The organism is Paraburkholderia fungorum (assembly GCF_046027605.1).
GTDB classification, from domain to species: Bacteria; Pseudomonadota; Gammaproteobacteria; order Burkholderiales; family Burkholderiaceae; genus Paraburkholderia; species Paraburkholderia fungorum_F.
On sequence record NZ_JAQQEF010000002.1, the window covers coordinates 566,389 to 590,370 of the forward strand.

A 23,982-nucleotide genomic window follows, 5' to 3' on the forward strand; every position below is an offset into this window, starting at 1 on the left:
GTACCTTTAACGCGCCTTTCCTTTGGTGCGCAGTTCGATGAGGCCGAGCAGCATCTCGTCGCGCTCGGCCTCCAGCTCCTCGATGGAGCGCGATCCCACTTCGGCATGAACGCCGTCGATGAGCTTCTTCTGCACTTCCGGCGTCAGCTCGGGCGAGCCGAGATCCTTCCACCCAGCCGTCATCGGACCGCTGAACTGATGGAAGAAGTGTTCGATTCCGCCCGGGCCGCCGCCGAGGTGATTGAGCATCATGTTGCCCATCACGCCCCAGCGCAGACCCGGCCCCCATGAGAGGGCGGTGTCGACGTCGGCGGCGCTCAGCACACCCTCCGCCACCAGGTAATAGACCTCGCGCGCCACCGCGAACTGCAGGCGGTTGGCGACGTGCCCCTGCAATTCCTTGTGCAGGCGCACCGCCTGTTTCCCGATCGACGTATAGAACTCCGTGGCGCGCCGGATCGTCTCTTCCGAGGTCTTGGTCCCGCCTACGATCTCGACCAGCGGAATCAGGTGTGGCGGATTGAACGGATGGCCGACGACGCAGCGCTCGGGATGCCGCACGGCGCCCACCTGGATGCTGCTCATGGGCAGGGTCGACGTGCTCGACGCGATGATCACGTGGGGAGGCAGCAGCTCATCGAGTTGCCGATAGAGATCCTGCTTGAATTCGAGCCGCTCGGGGCCGTTTTCCTGCACGAGGTCCACATCGGTGAGCGCTTGTGTGAGCACGGGCGTGAACGTCAGGTTTGCTTGCGACGCTCCGGGCGTCAGGCCCAATCTCGTGAGCGCCGGCCAGGCAGCCTCCACGAACGCCATGAGCTGGGCTTCGGCATTCGGCGCGATGTCCGTCGCAACGACCTTCAGCCCCTTGGCGAGAAACAGCGCGGTCCAGCTGGCACCGATCACGCCGGTGCCGATCACGGCGATGCGGCGAATGGGCTTGGTTTCAGTCATGTCATGTCTCCAATGCGTGGGTCAGACTTCGGCATAGGCGATGCCGGTGAGGTTGCCTTGGGCGAAGAGGAAGTTGCGCTGGTTCTTGCCATCGAGATCGGCGGAATAGACGGAGCCGCCCAGGTCCGTGACGAACATCCGATTACCGGAAATGTCGAGTGCGATACCGATTCCCTCCATCAGGTGCGTCACGAGGATTTCAGACGTTGCCGTTCCATCGATCGGCGCGCGGTTGACGGTGTTGCCGCGCGGAGGATCGCCGCGGTCGGTCCAGTAGAGGACACGCTTCGCGAGGTCGAGCTCAAGGTCGATGGGCTCCGGCAACCGGTCGAACAGCACTTCGATGTCGGAGCGGTTGGTCGGGTCTTCGCCCTGCGGGATGTTGAGATTGGCGCGGAAGATGCGGCCCAGGCCGGCGTTGTCCGGACCTTTCTGCGTCCAGTAGAGCTTCCCGTGCTTCGGATCGATCGTGATTCCGACGCACCATCGGGTCTGGTCGAGCCGGTCCTTATCGCCATGCCCCGTCGCGACCAGCGTCTCGACTTGAGAGCCGTCGAGGTTGGCGCGCATCACGCGCATGCCTTCCCGATCGCACCAATAGAGCTTGCCACCAGCCTTGTCGAGATGAATCTGCTTCGGTGTGTGCGTGACGCCTTGCGGGACGATGACCACGCGGTTCTTGCCATCCAGATCGGCGCGTTCGATCGAGCCGTCATGGAGGCCGATCGAACCCATGTTGGTCCAATAGATTTGACCGGCATCCACGTCCACGACGATGCCGTCGGGGAGGCGGCATTCCGCGACGATCGTCTTGAGGTCGGATCCGTCGGGATTGATCGAGTGAATGCGGCCACCGCTCAATTCGAGGAAAAACAATCGGCCGGAGTGGGGCGCTTGCGCGGAAACATGTGTTCCGCTAATGTGGGGCACAGTCATGGTGCGTCCTTTCGTGTCACTACCATTGGAAGAGAGACTGAATGTCGGGCGCGACTGTGTACCGCCGGGTATTGGTCTTGTCGGTCATCGCGAAGGGGACCGGAAAACCAGCGGTCGGCGCTAAAAGCTTCCGCCGCAATCACCAAGCCGTGGTGTCTGAGTTGCACGGCTCAAGTGCCAACTTTCTGATGATAGTTGGGGGGGGCGAAGGGCGGCTATTACATGAATCTGGAATTGCCCTCCCTTCCTTCGACTGCATCGAGCGAAGCATTCAAATTGGGGCGCGTCAACGCCTCGACTTTTCGGTCCAATACGTCGATAGAGAGGAATGGCTGATTACCGCAGATGTGCTTCTGCACGAGGAGGACAATTTTGCGCGTGCGATAGAAATGTCTGCGTTCCCACTACGCGTGGTTGCGCGAGCAGAACGTGTAGCTGCTCGCACGTGGATCGATAACTGGCGTCGGATGCGCCCTGAACCCGATCATTCCACACGCTCCTCTCTCATCCGCGCCGGCTTTGCTGCGCGACGTTTGCGACGGCTGCGCCTTCCACGAGCAGGTCCTCTATCTCGCTTGATGAGTAGCCAATCTCTTCGAGAACAGCGAGGGTTTCCCAGCCTCGTGGCTGCGAGTACGAGCGAAGCGGAGGGTAGGTATCGTCGAAGCTGATGGTCGACCGGATCGCCACAGTCTTGCGCAAACCACTCCGCGACGTTTTTTGCGCGGCCAGCGACGGTCGTAAAGCGCGCGTCATCGAGGAGTTCCTCTCGCCCGACAGCCTTCAGGAATGCGCGGACCTGCTGATCGGTGTTGATCGTGAAGGCGATCCAGCCATCTGCGGTCTTCACCGGCTTGTTATGCGGACTGAGGAGCCGAAGGTCGCCAGGAGGTCCGACAGGCGGATCGAAACTCTGCTGCGCAAGATGTTCCTGCAGGACGAAGGCTGACATCGTCTCGAACATCGGCACCTCAATCGTGGAACCGTTGCCCGTCGCCCTTTGCTGCATGATGGCGGCCAGGATCGATCCCGCCGCGATCTCGCCCACGACATGATCGCAGATCAACATCGGCACATATGAAGGAACTCCGTCGCGAGCAAGCGTAAGGCCCGTCATGCCTGTTGCCGCCTGCACGACGCTGTCATAAGTAGGATGGCCGGCATACGGGCCTTTGGTCCCGTATCCCGTGATCAGACAGTAGATCTTGTCCGGATGGTTCTGCCGGAACGAGTACAGCGTGAGTTCCGATCAGAGCGCGGTTCACGTTTTTGAGCGTTACCGCGACTCGGCAGCTGTCGTGACGCACATCGACCAGACATTCGGACGCTTCGCAGAGAGGTTCATGTCACTCGTCACTCCGACTGGCTTCGTTGTCTACGGCACACCGGACGAAGAGGCCCGGGGCAAGCTCGATGGAATGGGCGCCGTGTACATGACGCTGTTTGATGGCTTCAGACGATGGGAATGAGCGACAGAGGGCTCGACCGCTGAACGACGCGACGGAGCAGGCAGATCTGATCAGGCGGCGCCCCTGCTCGGCGAAGCTTTTCAGTTCACAAACACTGTCCATCCTCCTACGATACGCAATGTTGGCGACTTCAGACATAGCGTGGGACCGTGGCATCGGTCCGTCAAGGGGGACAAAGGCATGGAAGATTTTCAAGTGCTCGACCACATCACGGACGGGGTGATGTCGCTCGACCGGGAGTGGAAGTTTCGAAACATCAACCGCACCGCTGCGCGACTGCTGAAGCGCCGGCCGACGGATCTGCTGGGTCACGAGATCTGGGCCGAATACCCGGACCTCATTGGGTCGAGCTACGAGACGGCCTATCGGCAGGCGGCCGAGACCGGTGAGCCTGGCACCGCGACTGACTTCTACGCGCCGCTCGGTACCTGGTTCGAAGTGCGGGCGTTTCCCTGCGAGGACGGCGTCACCGTGCTGGTTCGCGACGTCACCGAAGCACGTGCGATCTCCGAACTCTTGTCGCGCCAAGCCACGCATGATGAACTGACCGGGCTCATCAACCGGCGCGAACTGCTGCTGCGCCTGAACCGTCTCGTCGACGAAGGCGCGGCCGATTCCGTCGATCTGCTCTTCATCGACCTCGACCGCTTCAAGGACATCAACGATTCGTTCGGCCACGCGGCGGGCGATGAAGTGCTGCGTGTCGTCGGCGAGCGTCTTTCGGACTTGCTCACCGAACGCGCCCATGCATCGCGTATCGGCGGCGATGAATTCGTGATCTTCCTCGTCGACGCGCCCGAGGGCGAGGCCGCGCGTGTCGCGCGCGACGTCATGGTACGCATGCGCGAGCCTATCCAGACGCCTTCAGTGCGGGCGTCGGTAGGCGCGAGCATCGGCGTGGCGCGCTACCCCGTATCGGCGTCGGATGCGGGCGAGTTGCTACGCAACGCGGACACTGCGATGTATCACGCGAAGCGCGCAGGCGGCTCGCACGTGTGGTCGTTCGGTAAGGAGGATGCGCAGCGCCTCTCGCATCGCCTGCGGCTGCGCGCCGATCTGGAAAGCGCGAGCACCGCGCATCAGTTCGAACTGCACTACCAGCCACAACTGGACTTGGGCACGGGCCGTATCTACGGCGCCGAGGCGCTTCTGCGATGGAACCATCCCCAATTGGGCCTGCTCATGCCGGCCCACTTCCTCGACGTGCTGCTTGAATCGCCAGCCTATGAGGCGACGGGCGAATGGCTTATTCGTCTCGCGTTCCGTCAGGCGGCGCAATGGCAGGCAACGGACCACATGCCGTTCAAGATTGCCGTCAATCTCTCGGCCACGACGATCCAGAATTGTGATCTCGCCGCACTGGTTTCGGAGGCGGCCGAGGCGTCGGGCGTGTGCGCTTCCGTACTCGACATCGAAGTAACGGAGACTGCCGTCATGAGCGACTTCGTCGCGGCGTCGCGCTCGCTTTCTGCCGTACGAGGGCTCGGCGTGACCGTCTCGCTCGACGACTTCGGCACCGGCTACTCAAGCCTCGCGTACCTCACACAGCTGCCCGTCGATCGCATCAAGATCGACAAGTCGTTCGTGCAGGGGCTCACCGTCGAGGAGACCTGTCACCGGGCACGCGCGATGGTCGAAACGATGGTGGCGCTCGCGCGCACGCTCGGCATAGGAACGGTCGCGGAAGGCATCGAGACCGAAACACAACTCGTTCTCGTCAGGGAACTTGGGTGTGATGCCGCGCAGGGATACTTCATCGGCAAGCCGGTGTCGGCAGTATGCATCGAACCTTATGCACAGACGCGGTTTGGCCCGGCGCCGACTGCGCTTTCGTCGTCGCAGGGCACACGAAGCGGATCGCGCTAGCGGTCAACGCGTAGTCGCCCGGTTCGCATTGCTTCTGGTTATGCCCGATGAGCTGGCATCTGCCTCCGCGCGTCCTGAAAGAAACATCGTCAGGTTCTGGAAGCGCGGCATCGTTTCTGAGTGACGGCGACTTCGCCCATGGTCCGTAACTCTTTTAATGGCATCGGTGCTGGGGTAGCGATGGTCATTACACTTGATTATTCGGTCCGGCAGTTGTCGAGATCGGCGGACACCGCACGGTACGCTCGAACCATGCTCTATCTCGCGGGCCCGCGATACGTTAATTCTTTCATCGACACCGCGTCGTCCGTCTTTCATTGACTGGAGTTTAACCATGTTGCCATTTCTCTCGCTTCACGCTCTCGCAGCCCAAAGCGGTGACGGACTACGCCCTGAACTTCTAGCGTTATTTGAGCGCCATGCCGGCTCATGTGCTGGTCTCGCTGCCATCATCGAACCTGACTACGTCGACATCCTGCGAGTCGACGAGCCGCTCGCCAGCCGCATGCCCGCTCTCGTTCACCACATTGACCGCGCCCTTCGGCAGCGCGGTGCCGTCTAAGCAGTGCATCATCGCCGCGTTCAGCAGGCTCGTCTGCGCCGCCGGTTTGACGATGCTCGTGCAGCCGGCGCGAGCGAGCGCACCAGCAGCACTGCGGGCGCGTTCCACGGGACGATGATCGCCGCGACGCCGGCGGCTTCGCGCAGCATCGTGGAGATCGTACCCGGTTCCGGCTCCAGCACGTGGCCCGGCAAATGGCGCGCAAGACCCGCGTAATAGCGGACCTCCGAGATTGCCGCACCGATTTCGCCGCGCGCCTGCGCGATCGCTTTGCCATTCTCGCGCGCCATTAGCGTCGCCAGTTCTTCCCGCTTTGCATCCAGCGCCGTGGCCCAGTCAAGCAGCACGTTCTGCCGCAGCCGCGCGTCCTGTGCCCACGTGGTGCGATCGAACACAGCGCGCACGGCGGCAACACCGCGTCCGCCTCTGCCGCGCCTCCATCGGCATAGAGTCCGATCGGCTCGCCGGGGGCCGGGTCGATTGCGGGCTGCGTCGGCGTGCCGGTCCAGATGCCGGCGATCAGTGTTGTGCGTTCATCAAATTTTCCTGGTCGGGGTAGGGGTGTCCTTCGTCGCATCCAACGGCGCGGCGTTCAGCACCTGGCGCAGTTCGTCGGCGATGATCGAGATCAGCGCGTCCGCGGCGGCGCTTAGCGGCCGGCGCGGATGCGTGATGCAGATGATGTGGCGCACGATGCGCGGCGCCAGAATCGGATACGCGCGGAGCGTGCCCGCCCGGACTGCGCGCTCGACCACGATACGCGGCAGGATGGTCGCGAAGCGCGTATTGCCGACCAGTTGCACGATGGAGCTGAGCACATCGATTTCGAAGCGCGGCGCCAGCAGCACGTCCTCGTGCTGCGCGGCGGTATCGAGCACGCCGCGCAGGCCGTGCCGCTTGGTCGGCAGCACCAGTTCGAGTTCGGGCAGCTTGGCCAGCTCAATCGCGTGCGGCAGGTCTGGACCGTGGGCCGCACTGGTGGCGAGCACCATTTCTTCGTCGAGGATCGCTTGCGCATCGAGCGAGAGCTTGCCGCGCGGTTTGTTGATCAGCGCCGCATCGAGCTGGCCGCCGGCGACCCAGTCGATGAAGGTCGCGCTGTAGCCGTCGGAGACGGTGACTTCGACGTACGGATATTTCTCGTGATAGCGCGACAGTGAATCGGCCAGCACGCTTTCGCTGATCGACGCGATCAATCCGATCGACACACGCCCGGTGATGATCTCGTCGCGCTGGATCAGCTGCTGCCGCGCGTGCGCAAGGTCGCGCATGATCGGCAGGAAGAGCCGGTACATGAGCCGCCCGGCGGCGGTCGGCGTCATCCCGTGCGAACCGCGCTCGAACAGTTGCTGATGCAGTTCTTCCTCGAGCTTCGCAATCTGCATGCTGAGCGCTGGTTGCACGATATTCAGACGCTTGGCCGCGCGGGTGACCGAGCCGTCTTCGAACAGCGCGATGAAATATTGAATCTGCCTCAGGTCCATGGGTGTGCTCGATCAGGGTTTCCCGCTGTCATTGCTTTTGATGTCAACTGGCACCGTTATCAATTCCAATGCACTCGTGGCGCAGTATTTCCTATGCGCCGGCCTCGTCGATCCACCACCAGATGCCCCTAACAGTATGGTTATGGAAGGTCGCTGCTATTAATACTCATGGCGCTGACCAACGTCATCAGGGGTAATACCCATATCAGGGTAAATTATGTTAAGGATCAAAAAACACTATTAGAAGTTATACACCGTTCTGGCTACGCTCCTTCAAAACCCACTGTGCGCTCACCAGACAAAGTAACGGGCGGACATCGACACGACACATGGAGACCTAGATGAGCTCTCGCGGTACCGCTTCCCTCGATACAACAGTTTCTCCAAGCGCCGGAGCGCGTCCCGCCCGCTCGCTGCGAAGCTGGCTCGAGCACCTGTCGGCGAGCGGGCGGGTGGCCACCATCGAAAAGCCCGTCGCGCTCGAGCACGAACTCGCAGCGATCGCGAAGAAGCTCGACGGCTCGCGTGCCGCAGTATTCGTGCAGCCAGGCGGCCATCCGATTCCGGTGGTCAGCGGTTTCATGTCGAGGCGTGCGTGGATCGCCGAAGCGATGGGCGTGAGCGAGGACCAGCTACTGCAACGCTTTCGCGAAGCCGCCGAGCATCCGCTCGCGTGGCAGGAGGTGCCGGCGGATACCGCGCTGTGTCAGCAGGTCGTCCATACACAAGGGATCGATCTACACAAGCTGCTGCCCATTCCGACACATAGCGAACACGATAATGGCCCGTACATTACCGCCGGTCTCGTGATTGCGCGCAATCCGCGCACCGGCATTCAGAACGTGTCGATCAACCGGATCCAGGTGCATGGACCAGGCCGCATGGCGATCCTTCTGCTGCCGCGCCATCTGTACGCGTTTCACCGAACCGCGGAAGCCGCGGGAGAGCCGCTCGACGTCGCCGTGGTGATTGGCGTCGACCCGCTGACGATGCTCGCCTCGCAGGCGATTACGCCGATCGATCACGACGAGCTGGAGATCGCAGGCGCGCTGCATGGCGCGCCGCTGCCAGTCGTGAAGTGCGTGAGCAACGGCGTGAACGTGCCGGCCTTCGCAGAGATCGTGATTGAAGGGCGCATCCTGCCGAACGTGCGTGAGATGGAAGGCCCGTTCGGCGAATTCCCGAAGTACTACAGCGCGCAGGAAGCGCGCGAGGTGATCGAAGTCACTGCGCTGACGCATCGCCGGAATCCGATCTTTCATACGATTGTGCCGGCCGAAATGGAGCATTTGCTGCTCGGTGCGATTCCGCGTGAGGCGACGCTGCTCGCGCATCTGCAGCGCAGCCATCCGAACGTGAAGGACGTGCATCTGTCGGTCGGCGGCGTATGCCGTTATCACCTGTGGGTCCAGTTCGAGAAGAAACGCGAAGGCGAAGCGAAAAACGTGATCCTGTGCGCGTTCGGCGCCCACTACGACATCAAACAGGTCGTGGTGGTCGATACCGACGTGAACGTGCATGACCCTGCCGAAATCGAATGGGCCGTTGCTACGCGCTTTCAGGCCGATCGTGACCTGGTGGTGATCGAAGGCGCGCAGGGCTCGCTACTCGATCCGTCGACCACGGTGGGCCAGCCGGATGACGCCCCGGCGCACCTCCAGGGCATCAGCGCGAAGATGGGGCTCGACGCCACACGGCCGGTGGTTTATGCGTCGCATGTGTTCACGCGCGTGCGCATTCCGGGGCAGGACTCGGTGGATCTGGACGCGCTCGTCGCCGGCGACAACGCCGCGTTAGATACCTATCTGGGTGACGTTCATGTCTGACCACAAGCGTGAGCGGATTGTGGTGGGCATTTCGGGCGCGAGCGGCGCGTTGATCGGCGTGCGCCTGCTTGCCGCGCTGCGCCGCCTCGGCACGCATGAGACGCATCTGGTCGTATCGGCTTCTGGCGCGGTGACGGCGGCTCAGGAATTGGGCATGGCGCGCGGCGATCTGGAGAGCCTTGCCGACGTGATCTACAACGTGCGCGATATCGGCGCGGCAGTGGCGAGCGGTTCCTTCATCACCGCAGGTATGGTCATTGCGCCGTGCTCGATGAAAACGCTCGCGGGCGTGGCCAATGGTTTCGCCGACAACCTGCTCACGCGCGCCGCCGACGTCATGCTCAAGGAGCGCCGCCGGCTAGTGCTGGTCGCGCGCGAAACGCCGCTCAATCTCGCGCACTTGCGCAACATGACGCTCGCCACCGAGATGGGCGCGATTGTGATGCCGCCGGTTCCCGCGTTCTACGCGCATCCGAAGACCATCGAGGACGTGGTCGATCACACCGTCGGCCGGATCCTGGATCTGTTCGGCGTCGAGCACCGCGAGATCGCCCAGCGCTGGAGCGGACTCGCCGATGAATTCGCGGGCCGCCGCGAGGGAGCTGACGAATGAACCAGCGCGACATGATCAACTCAGGCAATGCCGCGGCTCTGGAGGTTGAACCAACCCGCGACGAAAGCGTAGAGCGTGCACAGCGCCATCTTGGCCGCCCGATGGAGCGTCTCGAAGACCCCGCAATCCTTACCGGCCGTGGTCGTTATGGCGACGATATCGGCACCAGACCCGGCACGCTGCATGCGGCGATTCTGCGCTCACCGCATGCACATGCAGAACTCGTTGCCATCAACACCGACGCCGGGTCGAAACTTCCCGGCGTGCGCGCGATCCTGACGCGCGACGACCTGCGCGCGTGGTCGCGGCCCTTCGTGGTGGGCGTGAAATCGCCGATGGAGCAGTGGGCGCTCGCGATGGACCGCGTACGCTATGTGGGCGAACCTGTCGCAGTGGTGCTGGCGGAATCGCGCGCCATCGCTGAAGATGGGCTCGATCTTCTCAAGGTCGAATACGCCACGCTCGATCCGGTCACGACGATCGAACAGGCGGCGAGCGAGGAGTCAACGGTGCTGCATGAAAAGGTCGGCGCCAATGTGATCAGCGACCGCCGCTTCCGCTATGGCAACCCCGAAGCCGCGTTCGAGAACGCGCCACATCGCGTGAAACTGGTCGCGCATTATCCGCGCAATACCTGTGCGCCGATCGAATGCGGCGTGGTGATCGCCGAATATCTGGCGGGCGACGAAGGCTACGACGTTACGTCGAATTTCATGGGCCCGTTCTCGCTGCACGCGGTGATGGCGATGGCGCTGAACGTGTCGGCCAATCGTCTGCGTCACAAGGCGCCGCGCGATTCGGGCGGCAGCTTCGGCGTGAAGCAGGCGGTGTTTCCGTATGTCGTGCTGATGTGCCTCGCGTCACGCAAGGCCGGCGCGCCGGTGAAGTGGGTCGAGGACCGGCTCGAACATCTGAGCGCGGCGACCTCCGCGACGGCACGCCTGTCGACGCTCGAGGCGGCGGTCGAAAGCGACGGCCGTATTACCGCGCTCTCATACGATCAACTTGAAGATTGCGGCGGCTATCTGCGCGCGCCGGAACCGGCGACCTTCTACCGGATGCATGGCTGCCTGACAGGCGCGTACGCCATCGACAATCTACTGGTGCGCAATCGCGTCGTGCTGACCAATAAGACGCCGACGGGTCTCGTGCGCGGCTTCGGCGGCCCGCAGGTTTACTTCGCGCTCGAACGGCTGATGCAACGCATCGCGCTTGAATTGAAGCTGGATGTGCTCGACGTGTACCGCCGCAACTTCGTCGCCGCGGATGCATTTCCCTATCGCGCCGCCGCGGGCGCCGTGCTCGACTCGGGCAACTATCAGGAAGCGCAGCGACGCGCACTCGCCGAAGGCGGCCACGACGAACTGCTTGCGCGCCGCGAGGCGGCGCGCAAGGAAGGGCGGCTGTACGGCATCGGCTTCGCGGCGATCGTCGAACCGTCGGTGTCGAACATGGGCTATATCACGACGGTGATGCCCGCCGACGCGCGCAGGAAGGCCGGCCCGAAGAGCGGCGCGATCGCGAGCGCCACCGTCAGCGTCGATCTGCTAGGCGGCGTGGTGGTGACGATCGCGTCGACGCCCGCGGGCCAGGGGCATATGACGGTGTGCGCACAGGTGGTCGCGGATGTGCTCGGCGTCTCGCCTCAAGACGTCGTCGTCAATGTCGAGTTCGATACGCATAAGGACGCGTGGTCGGTGGCGGCGGGCAATTACTCCAGCCGCTTTGCCGGCGCGGTGGCGGGCACGGTGCATCTGGCGGCCGTGCGTGTACGCGACAAGGTCGCGCGCATCGTGTCGAAGCAGTTGGACTGCGCGCCCGAAGATGTGTGTTTCGAAGGCGGCCGCATTTATGCCAGAGGTGCAGAGGATCGCGCTCAGCCGTTCGGCCGCGTCGCCGCCAATGCGCCGCATTGGGCGCCCGCGCTCTTGCCCGAAGGCGAGGAGCCCGGCCTGCGTGAGACCGTGTTCTGGAATCCGCCGAACATGGCGGCGCCGGACGAGAACGATCGCATCAACACGTCGGCGGCTTACGGGTTTGCCTTCGACATGTGCGGGGTGGAAGTGGACCGCGCCACGGGCCGCGTGCGGATCGACCGGTACGTCACCGCGCACGACGCCGGCACGCTGCTGAACCCCGCGCTCGCCGACGGCCAGATTCGCGGCGCGTTCGCGCAAGGTCTCGGCGCGGCGTTGATGGAGGAATTCCGCTACGGCGCGGATGGCAGCTTCCAGTCGGGCACGCTCGCCGATTATCTGATGCCGACCACCTGCGAAGTGCCCGATCCGGTGATCGTGCATCTGGAAACGCCGAGTCCGTTCACGCCGTTGGGCGCGAAAGGACTCGGCGAGGGCAACAACATGAGCACGCCGCCGTGCATCGCGAATGCGGTGGCGGACGCGCTCGGCGTCGACGATATCCGTTTGCCGCTGACGCCTTCGAAGGTCATGGCGTTCATCGGTATCGACGACCCCGCGCCGTCGCGTCCCGAGTTGCGTGACATGCCAGCGGCGAAACCGGCGATGCCCGGCGGCGGCAAGGCGCTGACCGCGCAAGGCAGCGTCGATTTGCCGGCGTCGCCGGAAGCCATTTTCGCCGTGCTGCTCGATCCGGACGCGCTCGCCAGAGTGATACCGGGTTGCCACGCGCTCGAAGCCGAAGGCACGAACCGGTATCGCGCCGACGTGACGGTCGGCGTGGGCATGATCAAGGCGCGCTTCGAAGCGAAGATCGGGCTGTCGGAAATCGACGCGCCGCATCGGCTGCGTCTGGCAGGCGCGGGCATGTCGTCGCTCGGCAGCGCGCGCGGCAGCGGCATCGTCGAGTTGACGCCGATCGAAAGCGGTACGCGTCTTTCCTATGACTACGAAGCCCAGGTGTCGGGCAAGGTCGCAGCCGTCGGCGGACGGATGCTCGAAGGGGCGGCCAAGGTCGTCTTGCGGCAACTGTTCGAATCGCTTGGACGCCAGGCCGCAGGCAAACCGGTGAAAACCGGCGGCGGGTGGCTATCGCGGTTGCTCGCACGTTTCAGGAGGCAGGCATGAAACCCGCGCCGTTCGATTATCTGCGCGCGATGACCACGCAGGACGCGCTCGACGCACTCGCTCAAAACGGTGAAGACGCCCGCGTGCTGGCCGGGGGGCAGTCGCTGATGGCGGTGCTGAACATGCGGCTCGCGCAGCCGCGCATGCTGGTCGATATCTCGCGCACGGACGAACTGAACGCGGTGCGCATCGATAACGAAGCAGGCCGGCTGATCGTGGGCGCGGCCGCCACGCAGGGCAGCGTCGAATGGCGCGCGTCACTGCGCGACGAAGTGCCTCTGCTGGCGATGGCGTTCCCGCACATTTCGCACTTTCAGATTCGCAATCGCGGCACGGTGTGCGGCTCGATCGCCCATGCCGATCCGAGCGCGGAATTGCCCCTGGTGCTGGCAGCGCTCGGCGGCGAGGTGATGCTGCGCTCGAAAAAGCACAAGCGTGTGTTGAAGGCCGAGGCCTTTTTCCAAGGCATGTTGATGACCGCGCGCGAACCGGACGAACTGGTCGAAGCCGTGCGCTTTCCGCTGAAGAAGCCCGGCGAACGCTACGGCTTCACCGAATTCTCCGCACGTCATGGCGATTTCGCAATGGTGGCGTGCGCGGCGGTGGTGACGAACGATTCGATCCGACTCGCCGTGGGTGGCGTCGCGGATCGGCCCATGGTCGAACAATGGCCCCGTTTGCACGACGAAGATCTGCGCGGAGCATTGAACGATTTCAGCTGGAAGCTGAGCGCGCAGGACGACGCGCAAATTAGCGCGCCCTATCGCCGGCATCTGGTCCGGCAACTCGGATGGCGCGTGATCGAGGAGGCGAAGTGAGCAACACATCCAAAGACAACATCATGCGGCAAGGCGACCGACAGTGCATCACGCTGACGCTCAATGGCTGCGAACGCAGCGGCTATTGCGTGCCACGCGAACTGCTGTCGGATTTCATCCGTCACGAACTGGGCGCAACCGGTACGCATGTCGGTTGCGAACATGGCGTCTGCGGCGCGTGCACGGTACACATCGACGGCGTGGCAGGGCGTTCTTGCCTGATGCTGGCGGTGCAGGCGCAAGGGCGTCGCATCGACACGGTCGAGGGCCTCGCGCCCGATATGGTGCTCGGAGATCTCCAGCAGGCGTTTCAACGCCATCACGCGTTGCAGTGCGGCTTCTGTACGGCCGGCATTCTGATGTCGTGCGTGGACTATCTGAAGCGCGTGCCAGATCCCACCGAAGCGGAGGTGCGGGACATGCTCTCGGGCCATCTGTGCCGCTGTACGGGCTATACGCCGATCGTCGCAGCGGTGTTGGATGTGGCGGCGAGACGTAAGGCGGCCACGCAGGCCGGTGAGACCATGGAGACCGCTCATGCTTGATCTCGGCCGAACCTATCTGCAAAGCGTGGAGCGCAGCCCGAACGCGCTCGCTCTGGTCGATGGCGGCTTGACGCTGACTTATGCGCAGTGGCATCGCATCATTGTGAACGTCGCCGAAGGCCTGCGCGAACTGGGTCTCGCGCACGGGGACCGGCTGCTAGTCGTATTGCAAAACCGCTGGGAAATGGCAACCTTGCACTGGGCTTGCCAGTTCGCCGGCATTGTGATCGTGCCGTTGAACTGGCGCGCCAAGCCTGACGAACTCGATTACTGCGTGACCGATGCCGGCGTGAAGGCGATCGTCTATGAACCGGTCAGTGCCGAAGCGGTCGCGCAAAGCGCGGCTGCGCAAAATCTGCCGCGGATCGGGCTCGACGACGCGCAAGGCCGCACCGCCAGCTTCGCAACCCTCCTTGTCGAGCGCTCGCATGATGCCAGCATTCAGAACACTCGTGCGAATGCGGACGACTACTCACTGATTCTCTACACGTCGGGCACGACAGGTAAGGCCAAAGGCGTGCCGCGCCGTCACCGTCATGAGCGGGCTGCCGCGCTCGCCCATGTCGCGCAGAACCTGTACCGGCATGGCGAGCGCACGCTCGGTGTGATGCCGCTGTATCACACGATGGGCGTGCGCTCGCTGCTCTCGATGGCGATGGTTGACGGCGTGTTCGTTTGCGCGCGCCGCTGGAACGCGCGCTTTGCGCTCGATTCAATCGCGCAATATCAGATCAGCTGCCTCTATCTGGTGCCGACGCTTTATCACGATCTGCTGGTCGATCCGGCTTTCGCCGATATCGACACGACATCGGTCAAAAAGCTCGGCTTTGCCGGCGCGCCAATGAACGACGGTTTACTCAAGCGGCTCTCGGCTGCTTTCAAACCCGAACTGTTCGTCAATCACTACGGCTCGTCCGAGGTCTACACCTTCAGCATCGATCAGGACGCAACGCAGAAACCAGGCAGTGCAGGGCGTGCTGGCATCAATACGCGCCTGCGTGTCGTGAAGCTCGATGCGCAAACGCCAGAGGATCTGGCACAGGCGGGCGAAGAAGGCCAGATCATCGCCGACCTGCTCGGCGACGAGGCTTTCGAAGGCTACTGGAACCGCCCCGACGCCAACGCCAGGTCATTGCGCGACGGCTGGTATTTCACCGGCGACACCGGCTTCTTCGACGTCGAAGGCGACCTGTATGTGTCCGGGCGCGTCGACGACATGATCATCAGCGGCGGCGAGAATATTTCGCCAGTCGATATTGAATCGGTGCTGTCTTTGCATCCCGCCGTCGACGAAGTGGCGGTGGCCGGCGTGAAAGACGAGCGGTGGGGCCAACGGGTCGTCGCCTTCGTCAAACGCCGCGAATACGTCGATGCCGAAACGCTCGATGCCTATTGCCGCACGTCCGATCTCGTCAACTTCAAGCGGCCGCGCGAATACGTCTTCGTCGACGACATTCCGAAATCGCCGGTTGGCAAGATCTTGCGCCGCAAGCTGTCCGCAGGCGAGTACGAACGCGACGGACGTGGTCAGCACGACGACGGCAACCGCAGCCGCGCCCGCGGCGAATTCATTGCCACACACACGGAAACTACCAAGGAGTAATCCCATGACCGACTTGACCCACCGCGGCCAGGACCTGCTGCAGGAACTCGACGGCTTTTCGATCGAGATCGACGCCGAACGCGAGCGGGCCGACATTATCCTGCATCGGCCGCCGTTGAACGTGATTTCGATGCACGCCCGCGACCAGTTGCGCGCGACCTTCGAAGCGCTCGACGAGGACGAGCGCGTGCGTGTGATCGTCGTGCGCGCCAAGGGTGAACACTTCTCGAGCGGAGGCGACATCAAGGGTTTTCTCGAGGCATCGCCGGAACACGTGTCCAAACTCGCCTGGAATATCGCGGCGCCCGCGCGCTGCTCGAAGCCGGTGATCGCCGCCAATCGCGGTTTCTGCTTCGGCGTGGGTTTCGAACTGTCGCTCGCGTGCGATTTCCGCATCGCCACCGACACAACCTTCTACGCGCTGCCGGAACAGAAGCTCGGCCAGATCCCGGGGTCGGGCGGCTCGGCGCGTTTGCAGCAGATGGTCGGCGTGGGCCGTACGAAGGACATCGTAATGCGCTCGCGCCGCATTCCGGGCAAGCAGGCCTACGACTGGGGCATCGTGGTGGAGTGCGTGGCCGATGCGCAACTCGAAGCCACGACCGATGCGTTGGTGGAAGAACTGCGCGCCTTCTCGCCGCTCGCGCAACGCACCGCCAAAAAGCTGCTGAACGATAGTGAAGATGCGCCACTCTCGATCGCGATCGAACTCGAAGGGCATTGCTATAGCCGTCTGCGCACGTCCGACGATTTCCGCGAGGGGGTCGAAGCGTTTCATGGCAAACGCAAGCCGGTGTTTCGCGGCAGTTGAACCGAACGCAGCACAACATAGTCGCAACACACCGTAGCGAATAAAAGACCGCAGGAGACAAGGCATATGGAGCGTTTCGATTACGTGATTGTGGGCGGTGGATCCGCCGGATGCGTGCTTGCGCACCGGTTGTCGGCGGTACCGTCGTTGCGCGTCGCGTTGATCGAGGCGGGCAAGGATACGCCGCCGGGCGCCGTGCCCACGGCGATTCTCGACAGCTATCCCATGCCAGTCTTCTGTGGCGACACGTACATCTGGCCGGAGCTCAAAGCGAGCGCGACCCGAACGGCCGCACCGCGTGTGTATGAGCAAGGGCGGGTAATGGGTGGCGGATCGAGTATCAACGTGCAATCGGCCAATCGCGGCCTGCCGCGCGACTACGACGGTTGGGCCGCCAATGGCGCAACCGGCTGGGCGTGGCAGGACGTGCTGCCGTATTTCCGCAAGCTCGAACGCGACGTGAATTTCCCGGAAGGCGAATTGCACGGGGGCGATGGGCCGGTACCGATTCGCCGTGTCCTCCAGGCCGACTGGCCGCCGTTCTGCCATGCGTTTGCTGACGGGATGCGTAAGAACGGCTTCGCCAGCTTGCAGGACCAGAACGGTGAATTCGGTGACGGCTACTTTCCCGGCGCGTTCTCGAATCTCGACGACAAGCGCATCTCGACCGCCGTCGCCTATCTGGATGCGCAGACGCGCAGGCGCCGCAATCTGCACATCTATCCGGACTTGCGTGTCGAGCGCATTGTGATGGAAGGCATGGTCGCGCGCGGTGTGGTGGCCGTGGCGCGTAACGGTGCCCGCGTGCGTTTCGAGGCGGATGAAGTTGTCCTGTGTGCAGGCGCGTTGCAATCGCCGGCGTTGCTGATGCGAGCGGGTGTCGGCGCGAAGGATGATCTGAGCGCCCTCGGCATAGCTTGCATGGTCGATCTGCCGGGCGTGGGGCGTAATCTCCAGGATCATCCGTCGCTGACCTTCTGCCATTTTCTCGAGCGACGTTATCGCATGCCTTTGTCGCGGCGCCGCGCGAGCATGACGGCCGCGCGTTTCACCTCGGGCGTTGCAGGGTGCGATGCGTCCGATCTTTATCTGTCGAGTGCGACGCGTGCCGCATGGCATGCGCTCGGCAACCGGCTAGGGTTGTTCTTTCTCTGGTGCAACCGCCCGTATTCACTCGGCCGTGTGGGACTCGTTTCACCAGACCCCGCAGTGCCGCCACGCGTCGATCTGAATCTGCTCGACGATCCACGCGATGTCGCGCGCCTCGCTTTCGGCGTACGAATGCTGGCGAAAATCGTCGCGGACTCGGGGCTGGGTCACGATCCACGCGACTTTTTTCCCGCGGCGTTTTCGCCGCGGGTCAAGGCGCTTAGCCGCGTTGGAACCCGCAACGCCGCGCTGACCTCGATGCTCGGCATGTTGCTCGACACACCCGCGCCGATCCGGCGGGCGTTGATCGAACGGTTTTTCACGCGAGGCCAGCAAATGTCCGCGCTGCTTGCCGATGAGCACGCGCTCGAGGCGTTTATTCGCGCCAATGTGTTCGGCGTATGGCACGCGAGCGGCACCTGCAAGATGGGCGATGTGAACGACGTCATGGCTGTGACGGACAACGCGGGCCGCGTGCGTGGCGCGCAGGGCTTGCGGGTCGTCGATGCGTCACTGATGCCACGGCTGCCTTCCGCGAATACGAATATCCCGACCATCATGATGGCCGAAAAGATCGCCGATGCGATGCTCGCGCGAGGTTACCCGAACTCAGCGTCAAGCACGACGGCGCTCCCGGTGGCCGGTCGATAAAGCTTTTTTAGCACCACTAGGAGCACGCAATCCAGAACGTGCCTTAAAACAGGGACGATCAAAAGACGGTCCGCTGAAAATCAAGGAGATGACGATGTCCGTAGCAGCGCAGAATGGCGCCGCCTTGCCCGCGGTAGACCGGCGGCAAGTGATGGGTGCAGTAGTGGCCTCGTGCCTCGGTTGGGCACTGGATTTGTTCGATCTGTTCGTATTGCTGTTCGTCGCACCGGTAGTTGGACGATTGTTCTTTCCGTCCGAACACGCCATGCTCTCGCTCGCTGCGGTCTATGCATCGTTTGCCGTGACCCTGCTGATGCGCCCGCTTGGCTCGGCATGGTTCGGCTCCTACGCGGACCGGCACGGACGCAAGGGCGCAATGATCACTGCGGTGGTCGGCGTGGGCCTCTCGACGGCAGCCTTCGGCTTGCTGCCGACGGTCGCGCAAGTCGGCCTGGTCGCGCCAATCCTGTTCCTGATGCTGCGTTTGATACAAGGCGTATTCGTCGGCGGCGTGGTGGCGTCGACGCACACCATCGGCACCGAATCGGTTGCGCCGAAATATCGCGGCGCCGTGTCGGGGCTGATCGGTGGTGGCGGGGCGGGACTCGGCGCATTGCTCGCATCGCTCGCATATCTGGCGATGTCGGCGATCTTCCCGGGCGACCTGTTCGACGTGTGGGGCTGGCGCTGCATGTTCTTCACCAGCATCGTCAGCTCGATTCTCGGCTTGTTCGTCTTCAGTAGTCTGGAAGAGTCGCCGCTGTGGAAGAAGCTGGCCGCCGAGAAGGCCGCCATGGCCGCCATGCAGAACACGGGCGCGCCTGTCGAGGTCGTCCGCTCGCCGATCCGCACGCTGTTTTCACGCGACTATCGCTCGATTCTGTTCGTCAATCTGCTGCTGACGATCGGTGGCGGCAGCGGTTATTACCTCACGTCCGGCTACCTGCCGACCTTTCTCAAGGTGGTGAGCCACGCACCGAACGGCGCCGCGGCCGCGATTCTCATGATCTCCAGCGTCGCGGTGGTCATCGCGTCCATCGCGGCGGGACATCTGAGCACCTTCATCGGACGCAAGAGCGCGTTCGTCTGGATAGGCCTGATTCGCCTGTTCGCGCTGCCTGCGCTGTTCCTGCTGCTGCCCACAGCGCAAAGCATCACGATAATCGGCGTTTACGCGGTGATTCTGAGCGCGCTCGGCAGCGCCGGTTACGCGCCGCTTCTGATCTTCCTGAACGAACGCTTTCCGACCGCGATTCGCGCTACCGGCACAGGGCTGTCGTGGAACATCGGCTTCGCGATCGGCGGGATGATGCCGACCGCCGTTTCGCTGGTGGCGAAAGACGCCAGCCAGTTGCCGATGACCCTCGCGATCTTCGCCGGTGCGATCAGCGTGATTTTCCTCGCGGGGGCGTTCATCGTGCCGGAGACACGCGGCAAGCTCGATAACGACGCCGCCCTGGTATCGCGGTGAAATGCCCTTGGTTTCACGCTGCTTTTCACGGGTGGGGTGATCGCGTATTGTGACCACAAGTGTCCTCGCATACTTTGCGAGGACGCGGGTGGCGCTTTCATCTGAAGCGCGTGGTGGAAGTGCGGATTGGTAACGTATCGCAAGTGATATAGATCACCGACCGCACGGACAACGGCACGGACAACGCGGACCGTCGAACGCATCCGTCACTGTGCCGTCCACCCCCCATCGACCTGCCACGCCACACCGCGCACATTGTCGCCGCCGGGCGAGCACATGAACACCGCAAGCGCGCCCAACTGCTCCGGCGTCGTGAACTGCAGCGACGGCTGCTTCGCCGCCAGAAACGCATGGGTGGCGTCATCGTGCGACATGCCTCGTTGGGCACTGAACGCCGCGATCTGCCGCTCGACCATCGACGTCAGCACCATCCCCGGACAGATCGCATTGCAAGTCACGCCGCTCGTTACGTTCTCCAGTGCGACGGCCTTGGTCAGTCCGATGATTGCGTGTTTGGCGGCCACATAGGCCGATTTGTTCGGCGATGCGACGAGTGAATGCGTCGAACCTATATTGATGATGCGCCCCCAGTTCGCCGCCTTCATCGCCGGCAGCGCGAGACGGGTCGTGTGAAATGCGCTCGACAGGTTCACTGCGATCATCGCGTCCCAGCGGTCCTCCGGGAAATCCTCGGTGGCGGCGATGTACTGCATGCCTGCATTGTTGATGACGATGTCGATCCGGCCGAAGCGTTCCGCGGCGGCGCGCATCATGTTCGCGATCTGCATCGGGCCGGCCATATCGGCGCGGAAGTAGGCGACCTGCGTGCCGTGCGCCGCAACCTGCGCGGTGGCTTCGTGCGCGTCGTCCGCGCGGCTGTTTAGCGCAATGTTGGCGCCGGCCCGAGCCAGCGCGATCGCGATGCCGAGGCCGATGCCGCCAGTGGAACCGGTGATAAGCGCTGTTTTTCCTTCAAGCATGAGTGTGTCCCTAAGTGTCATTGAGCCGTTGAATGAAGCCAGGATGCGTCAGCGATCGCCGTCTGTCTGTTTGCATCGTGGCAGTTCAATACCCGGGAAAATCTTGATGACCGCACTGTCGTCCTGGCGCGCAAAACCGGCCGCACTCGCCTGCATGAACATCTGGTGCGCGGAGCTCGACAGCGGCAGCGGAAACTTGCTCGAGCGCGCCAGATCGAGCACAAGTCCAAGATCCTTGACGAAGATATCCACCGCGGACAGCGGCGTATAGTCGCCGGCCAGTACATGCGCGATACGGTTCTCGAACATCCAGCTGTTGCCGGCGCTGTGCGTGATGACCTCGTACAGCGCATGCGGATCGAGGCCTTCGCGCAGGCCGAGCGCCATCGCTTCGGCGGCGACCGCGCCGTGCACGCCGGCCAGCAATTGGTTGATGAGCTTCACCTTGCTGCCAGCGCCAGCTTCGTGGCCAAGGCGGTACACCTTGGCGGCGATCGCTTCGAGCACCACTTCGCACCGCTCGTATGCAGCCGGGACGCCGGACGTCATCATCGTCAGCTCGCCGCTCGCCGCGCGGACGGGGCCGCCGGAGATCGGCGCGTCCAGATACAGCACGCCGAGCTCGGCGATGCGCGCGGCGAATTCGATCGAGCGGTCGGGCGGTACCGTGCTGCACATTACGAACACGCTGCCGGGTTTCATCACCGCGGCGCAGCCAGCCGGGCCGAACAGCACCTGCTCGGTCTGCGCGGCATCGACCACCACGCTGATCACCACGTCGCACCGTGCGGCCAGCTCGGCCGGACTCGCGCAGCCGGTCGCGCCGTCGGCGGTAAAGCTTTCGACAGCGGCCGCGCGCGCGTCGCATACGTGAGTCGCGAAGCCTGCGCGCAGCAGCGAGCGCGCGACGCCCGAGCCCATCGCGCCAAGTCCGATGACGCCCGTGGCGGGGTGCAATGTTTTCATTCGAACGCCTCTCGATGCCGATGGTATGAAGGAATAAAAAGCGGTGGGGCGCCAGGCAGATGCGCGCGACGGTGTCCGCTCACACCCAGCCGTCGCCTTCGAGCGCGCGGCCTAAGTAGTCGTCGGTGCCGTTCTGCCCGGCCTTGAGCAGTACCTGCATGCCGTCGAACGGGCTGCCCTGCGCGCGGACCCGCATGAAGGCTTCGTTGGTCGCGGTGTTGACCGCGTCGATCGTCAATGCGTCGACGCCGAGTCGGCGCATCGTCTGGCTCGACGTATCGCCGCCTGCGAGTACGACGCGCGGCAGGCGCCGGCTCGCTACGACACGCCGCAATACAGCGCCATACACGCCGCCGATCACCGCCGACGATTCGGTGGCCATGCTGTCGAACACGCTGCGGCCCGCGGCGATCGACGCATCGTCGGGACCGGCGGCCGCATAGACGATGATGCTGCGCCGCGCGGCGAGCGCGTCGAGAATCTCGGCGACGAGTTGTTCGACGACCTGCGTTTCGTGCTGTGTGCCGAACTTTTCGACTGGCAGTCGCAGCGTGCGCCACCCATGCGCCTGCGCATACGCAATCTGCGACGCCGTGCGCGGCGAGCAACTTCCCGATAGCACGACGAGGCTTTCCACCGGTTTTTGCGGTGCGTGGCTCACCGTGCCGGTCTCGCCGAGTTCGGCGAGATGACTGCCGAGGCCCGCGGCGAGACCGTGCGCCGACAGCGTGAACAGCGGCCGTTGCCGCGACGCCCGCCACACCGCTCGCGCGACGGTTACAAGGTCGCGCCGCTCGATCGCGTCGAATACAGTCGCCGCCGCATCGGAGCTCGCCAGCAGGTCGTCGAGCGCGCCGTCGCTCGCCGCACGCAGCGACGGCAGATCGCACAGCGCGATCGGCAGCGCCGTCTGCGCGGCCAGATGCCTGCGCAGATCCGCCTCGTGCATCGGCGTGGCCGGATGGTTCGCCATGCTCGGATGGCGATCGAGTCGGAACACGCTGCCCTGATAGACGGAAAAGTGATTGCCGAACACCGTGTAGCGGCCGAAGTCCGGATGGGCTGGGACGATCGGTATCGTGCGCGTGCCGAACAGTGTGCGCGCCAGTTCGAGCACGGTGCCGAAGTTGCCGCGCACAGGCGACGAATCGAACGTCGCGCAGATCTTGTACTGGATCAGGCGCGCCCCCATCGTGTGGAACAGTTCGAATGCGGGTCGCACTTCGCGCTCCATCGCCGCCGGCGCGAGCGAGCGGCTCACGCCGGCGATGCCGATCACGTCCGCATTATCACGGTAAGCGGTGAGTTGCGCGGCGCTCGGCGTATCGACGAACAGCACGCCGCGCAGTCCGCGGCAATGAAATTCAAGCAGGTTCGCGGCGGCGCCCGTGAAGTCGTCGCCGTAGAAACAGATGGGCTCTCGCATCGGCCGTGGCTCGCGGTTCAGGCCGTGTGATGCGCGGTCGCGTGCTGGACCGCCCGTTCCACCGCGACAATCGGCTCGAAGGACCGGTGCGCGATATACGGCGGACGCGTCGGCCGGAGCAGATGATTCGATAGCGCCGAGTAGGTGACGTACAGGATGCGGCGCGGCAGCGGCGTGATGTTGCCCGCCGAACCATGTACGACGTCGCCGTGGAACAGCAGCACGCTGCCCGCGCGGCCCTCGGCGATCGCGATGTCGTCGCCGGAGCGGATCAGGCGCACTACGTCCTTGCGTTCGAGCCAGCGGCGGCCGTTGACGTCTTCCGCGTAAATCATGCCTTCCTTGTGGCTACCCAGCACAAACATCAGCGCCCCGTTGGACGCGTGGACGTCGTCGAGAAAGATCGCGGCGTTCATCGCGCGGGCTTCCGGCATGCCGTCGTCTTCATGCCAGGTCACGAAGTCCTGGTGCCACGGGAACGTGTCGCCCTCGAACGCGACCTTGGGATTGACCTTGAACTGGTGGATATACAACTGCTCACCGATGATCTGTTCGACTGGTTCGACGAGCCGGCTGTCCAACGTCAGTGCGCGAAAAACCTCGTTGTATTCATGGCAGCCGAACGCGGTGCGCGGCTCGCCGTTTTTCTCGCGCCAGATTTCCGGCCGATGGTGCTGGAAGATCGCGTTTGATTCGTCGCGCAGCGCGATTATTTCGTCGAGCGAGAACACGTCCGGCACGAGCAGAAAACCGTTGTCGTCGAACTGTCGATGTTGTTCCGCAGTAAGTTTCATGACCTGTCTCCTGA

The 23,982-nt window shown here is 63.5% G+C and carries 19 protein-coding genes and 1 pseudogene; 11 read left to right on the forward strand and 9 right to left on the reverse strand.

Going from position 1 to position 23,982, the window contains the following annotated elements; translation table 11 throughout:
* Positions 1-6: 6 nt before the first annotated feature.
* The 3 genes from PQR53_RS05890 to PQR53_RS05900 all read right to left on the reverse strand — a co-directional run bounded on the left by PQR53_RS05890 (position 7) and on the right by PQR53_RS05900 (position 3,127).
* A complete protein-coding gene (locus PQR53_RS05890) occupies positions 7-954 on the reverse strand; it encodes a 3-hydroxyacyl-CoA dehydrogenase NAD-binding domain-containing protein (RefSeq protein ID WP_408451634.1) in 948 nt (315 codons plus the stop codon).
* A 21-nt stretch (positions 955-975) separates the two neighbouring features.
* Positions 976-1,890: a 3-hydroxyacyl-CoA dehydrogenase gene (locus tag PQR53_RS05895; protein WP_408451635.1), complete on the reverse strand. Its 915-nt coding sequence runs from the start codon at positions 1,888-1,890 to the stop codon at positions 976-978.
* A 484-nt stretch (positions 1,891-2,374) separates the two neighbouring features.
* Positions 2,375-3,127 (reverse strand): CoA transferase, encoded by a 753-nt coding sequence (locus PQR53_RS05900; protein WP_408451695.1) that lies wholly within the window; start codon positions 3,125-3,127, stop codon positions 2,375-2,377.
* 1 nt (position 3,128) lies between these two features.
* On the opposite strand from PQR53_RS05900, the gene PQR53_RS05905 reads away from it, so the two are divergent.
* Together PQR53_RS05905 and PQR53_RS05910 are read left to right on the forward strand one after the other, a co-directional pair.
* Positions 3,129-3,359 (forward strand): hypothetical protein, encoded by a 231-nt coding sequence (locus PQR53_RS05905; RefSeq protein WP_408451636.1) that lies wholly within the window; start codon positions 3,129-3,131, stop codon positions 3,357-3,359.
* Between the two features lie 180 nt (positions 3,360-3,539).
* Entirely contained in the window at positions 3,540-5,225 is a 1,686-nt protein-coding gene (locus tag PQR53_RS05910; RefSeq protein WP_408451637.1) for a putative bifunctional diguanylate cyclase/phosphodiesterase, read from the forward strand.
* 427 nt (positions 5,226-5,652) lie between these two features.
* On the opposite strand, the pseudogene PQR53_RS05915 reads toward PQR53_RS05910, so the two are convergent.
* Both PQR53_RS05915 and PQR53_RS05920 read right to left on the reverse strand, forming a co-directional pair.
* A pseudogene (locus PQR53_RS05915) lies at positions 5,653-6,191 on the reverse strand (aldehyde dehydrogenase family protein).
* Between the two features lie 132 nt (positions 6,192-6,323).
* Positions 6,324-7,271 carry a LysR family transcriptional regulator gene (locus PQR53_RS05920; protein WP_408451638.1) on the reverse strand — a complete coding sequence of 316 codons (948 nt, stop codon included), beginning with the start codon at positions 7,269-7,271 and terminating at the stop codon, positions 6,324-6,326.
* A gap of 341 nt (positions 7,272-7,612) precedes the next feature.
* Here PQR53_RS05920 and PQR53_RS05925 point away from each other — a divergent pair, with 341 nt between their 5' ends.
* The 9 genes from PQR53_RS05925 to PQR53_RS05965 all read left to right on the forward strand — a co-directional run bounded on the left by PQR53_RS05925 (position 7,613) and on the right by PQR53_RS05965 (position 19,802).
* Complete coding sequence (locus tag PQR53_RS05925) at positions 7,613-9,097, forward strand: UbiD family decarboxylase (RefSeq protein WP_408451639.1); 1,485 nt, start codon at positions 7,613-7,615, stop codon at positions 9,095-9,097.
* Positions 9,090-9,710, forward strand: a complete 621-nt coding sequence (locus PQR53_RS05930) for a UbiX family flavin prenyltransferase (RefSeq protein ID WP_408350156.1) — start codon at positions 9,090-9,092, stop codon at positions 9,708-9,710. Before PQR53_RS05925 ends, PQR53_RS05930 begins: the two co-directional genes overlap by 8 nt.
* Positions 9,707-12,754, forward strand: coding sequence for a xanthine dehydrogenase family protein molybdopterin-binding subunit (locus PQR53_RS05935; RefSeq protein WP_408451640.1), 3,048 nt, complete (start codon positions 9,707-9,709; stop codon positions 12,752-12,754). The genes PQR53_RS05930 and PQR53_RS05935 overlap by 4 nt, the downstream gene beginning before the upstream one ends.
* A complete protein-coding gene (locus PQR53_RS05940) occupies positions 12,751-13,572 on the forward strand; it encodes an FAD binding domain-containing protein (RefSeq protein ID WP_408451641.1) in 822 nt (273 codons plus the stop codon). Before PQR53_RS05935 ends, PQR53_RS05940 begins: the two co-directional genes overlap by 4 nt.
* Positions 13,545-14,117 carry a (2Fe-2S)-binding protein gene (locus tag PQR53_RS05945; protein WP_408451642.1) on the forward strand — a complete coding sequence of 191 codons (573 nt, stop codon included), beginning with the start codon at positions 13,545-13,547 and terminating at the stop codon, positions 14,115-14,117. Before PQR53_RS05940 ends, PQR53_RS05945 begins: the two co-directional genes overlap by 28 nt.
* Complete coding sequence (locus PQR53_RS05950) at positions 14,110-15,720, forward strand: AMP-binding protein (protein WP_408451643.1); 1,611 nt, start codon at positions 14,110-14,112, stop codon at positions 15,718-15,720. Before PQR53_RS05945 ends, PQR53_RS05950 begins: the two co-directional genes overlap by 8 nt.
* 4 nt (positions 15,721-15,724) lie before the next feature.
* The gene (locus PQR53_RS05955; RefSeq protein WP_408451644.1) at positions 15,725-16,531 is read left to right on the forward strand and encodes an enoyl-CoA hydratase/isomerase family protein; all 807 of its coding nucleotides are present in this window, start codon (positions 15,725-15,727) and stop codon (positions 16,529-16,531) included.
* Between the two features lie 66 nt (positions 16,532-16,597).
* Positions 16,598-18,331 carry a GMC family oxidoreductase gene (locus tag PQR53_RS05960; protein WP_408451645.1) on the forward strand — a complete coding sequence of 578 codons (1,734 nt, stop codon included), beginning with the start codon at positions 16,598-16,600 and terminating at the stop codon, positions 18,329-18,331.
* Positions 18,332-18,425: 94 nt separating this feature from the next.
* A complete protein-coding gene (locus PQR53_RS05965; RefSeq protein ID WP_408451646.1) occupies positions 18,426-19,802 on the forward strand; it encodes an MFS transporter in 1,377 nt (458 codons plus the stop codon).
* 206 nt (positions 19,803-20,008) lie between these two features.
* Here the strand turns inward: PQR53_RS05965 and PQR53_RS05970 are convergent, their stop codons facing one another.
* The 4 genes from PQR53_RS05970 to PQR53_RS05985 form a co-directional block, all read right to left on the reverse strand.
* Positions 20,009-20,782, reverse strand: a complete 774-nt coding sequence (locus PQR53_RS05970) for a 3-hydroxybutyrate dehydrogenase (RefSeq protein WP_408451647.1) — start codon at positions 20,780-20,782, stop codon at positions 20,009-20,011.
* A gap of 48 nt (positions 20,783-20,830) precedes the next feature.
* Complete coding sequence (gene ltnD / locus PQR53_RS05975; RefSeq protein WP_408451648.1) at positions 20,831-21,748, reverse strand: L-threonate dehydrogenase; 918 nt, start codon at positions 21,746-21,748, stop codon at positions 20,831-20,833.
* A 79-nt stretch (positions 21,749-21,827) separates the two neighbouring features.
* On the reverse strand, positions 21,828-23,174 hold the full coding sequence (locus tag PQR53_RS05980; protein ID WP_408451649.1) for a four-carbon acid sugar kinase family protein: 1,347 nt from the start codon (positions 23,172-23,174) through the stop codon (positions 21,828-21,830).
* Positions 23,175-23,191: 17 nt separating this feature from the next.
* Positions 23,192-23,968: a phytanoyl-CoA dioxygenase family protein gene (locus PQR53_RS05985; RefSeq protein ID WP_408451650.1), complete on the reverse strand. Its 777-nt coding sequence runs from the start codon at positions 23,966-23,968 to the stop codon at positions 23,192-23,194.
* Positions 23,969-23,982 lie beyond the last annotated feature (14 nt).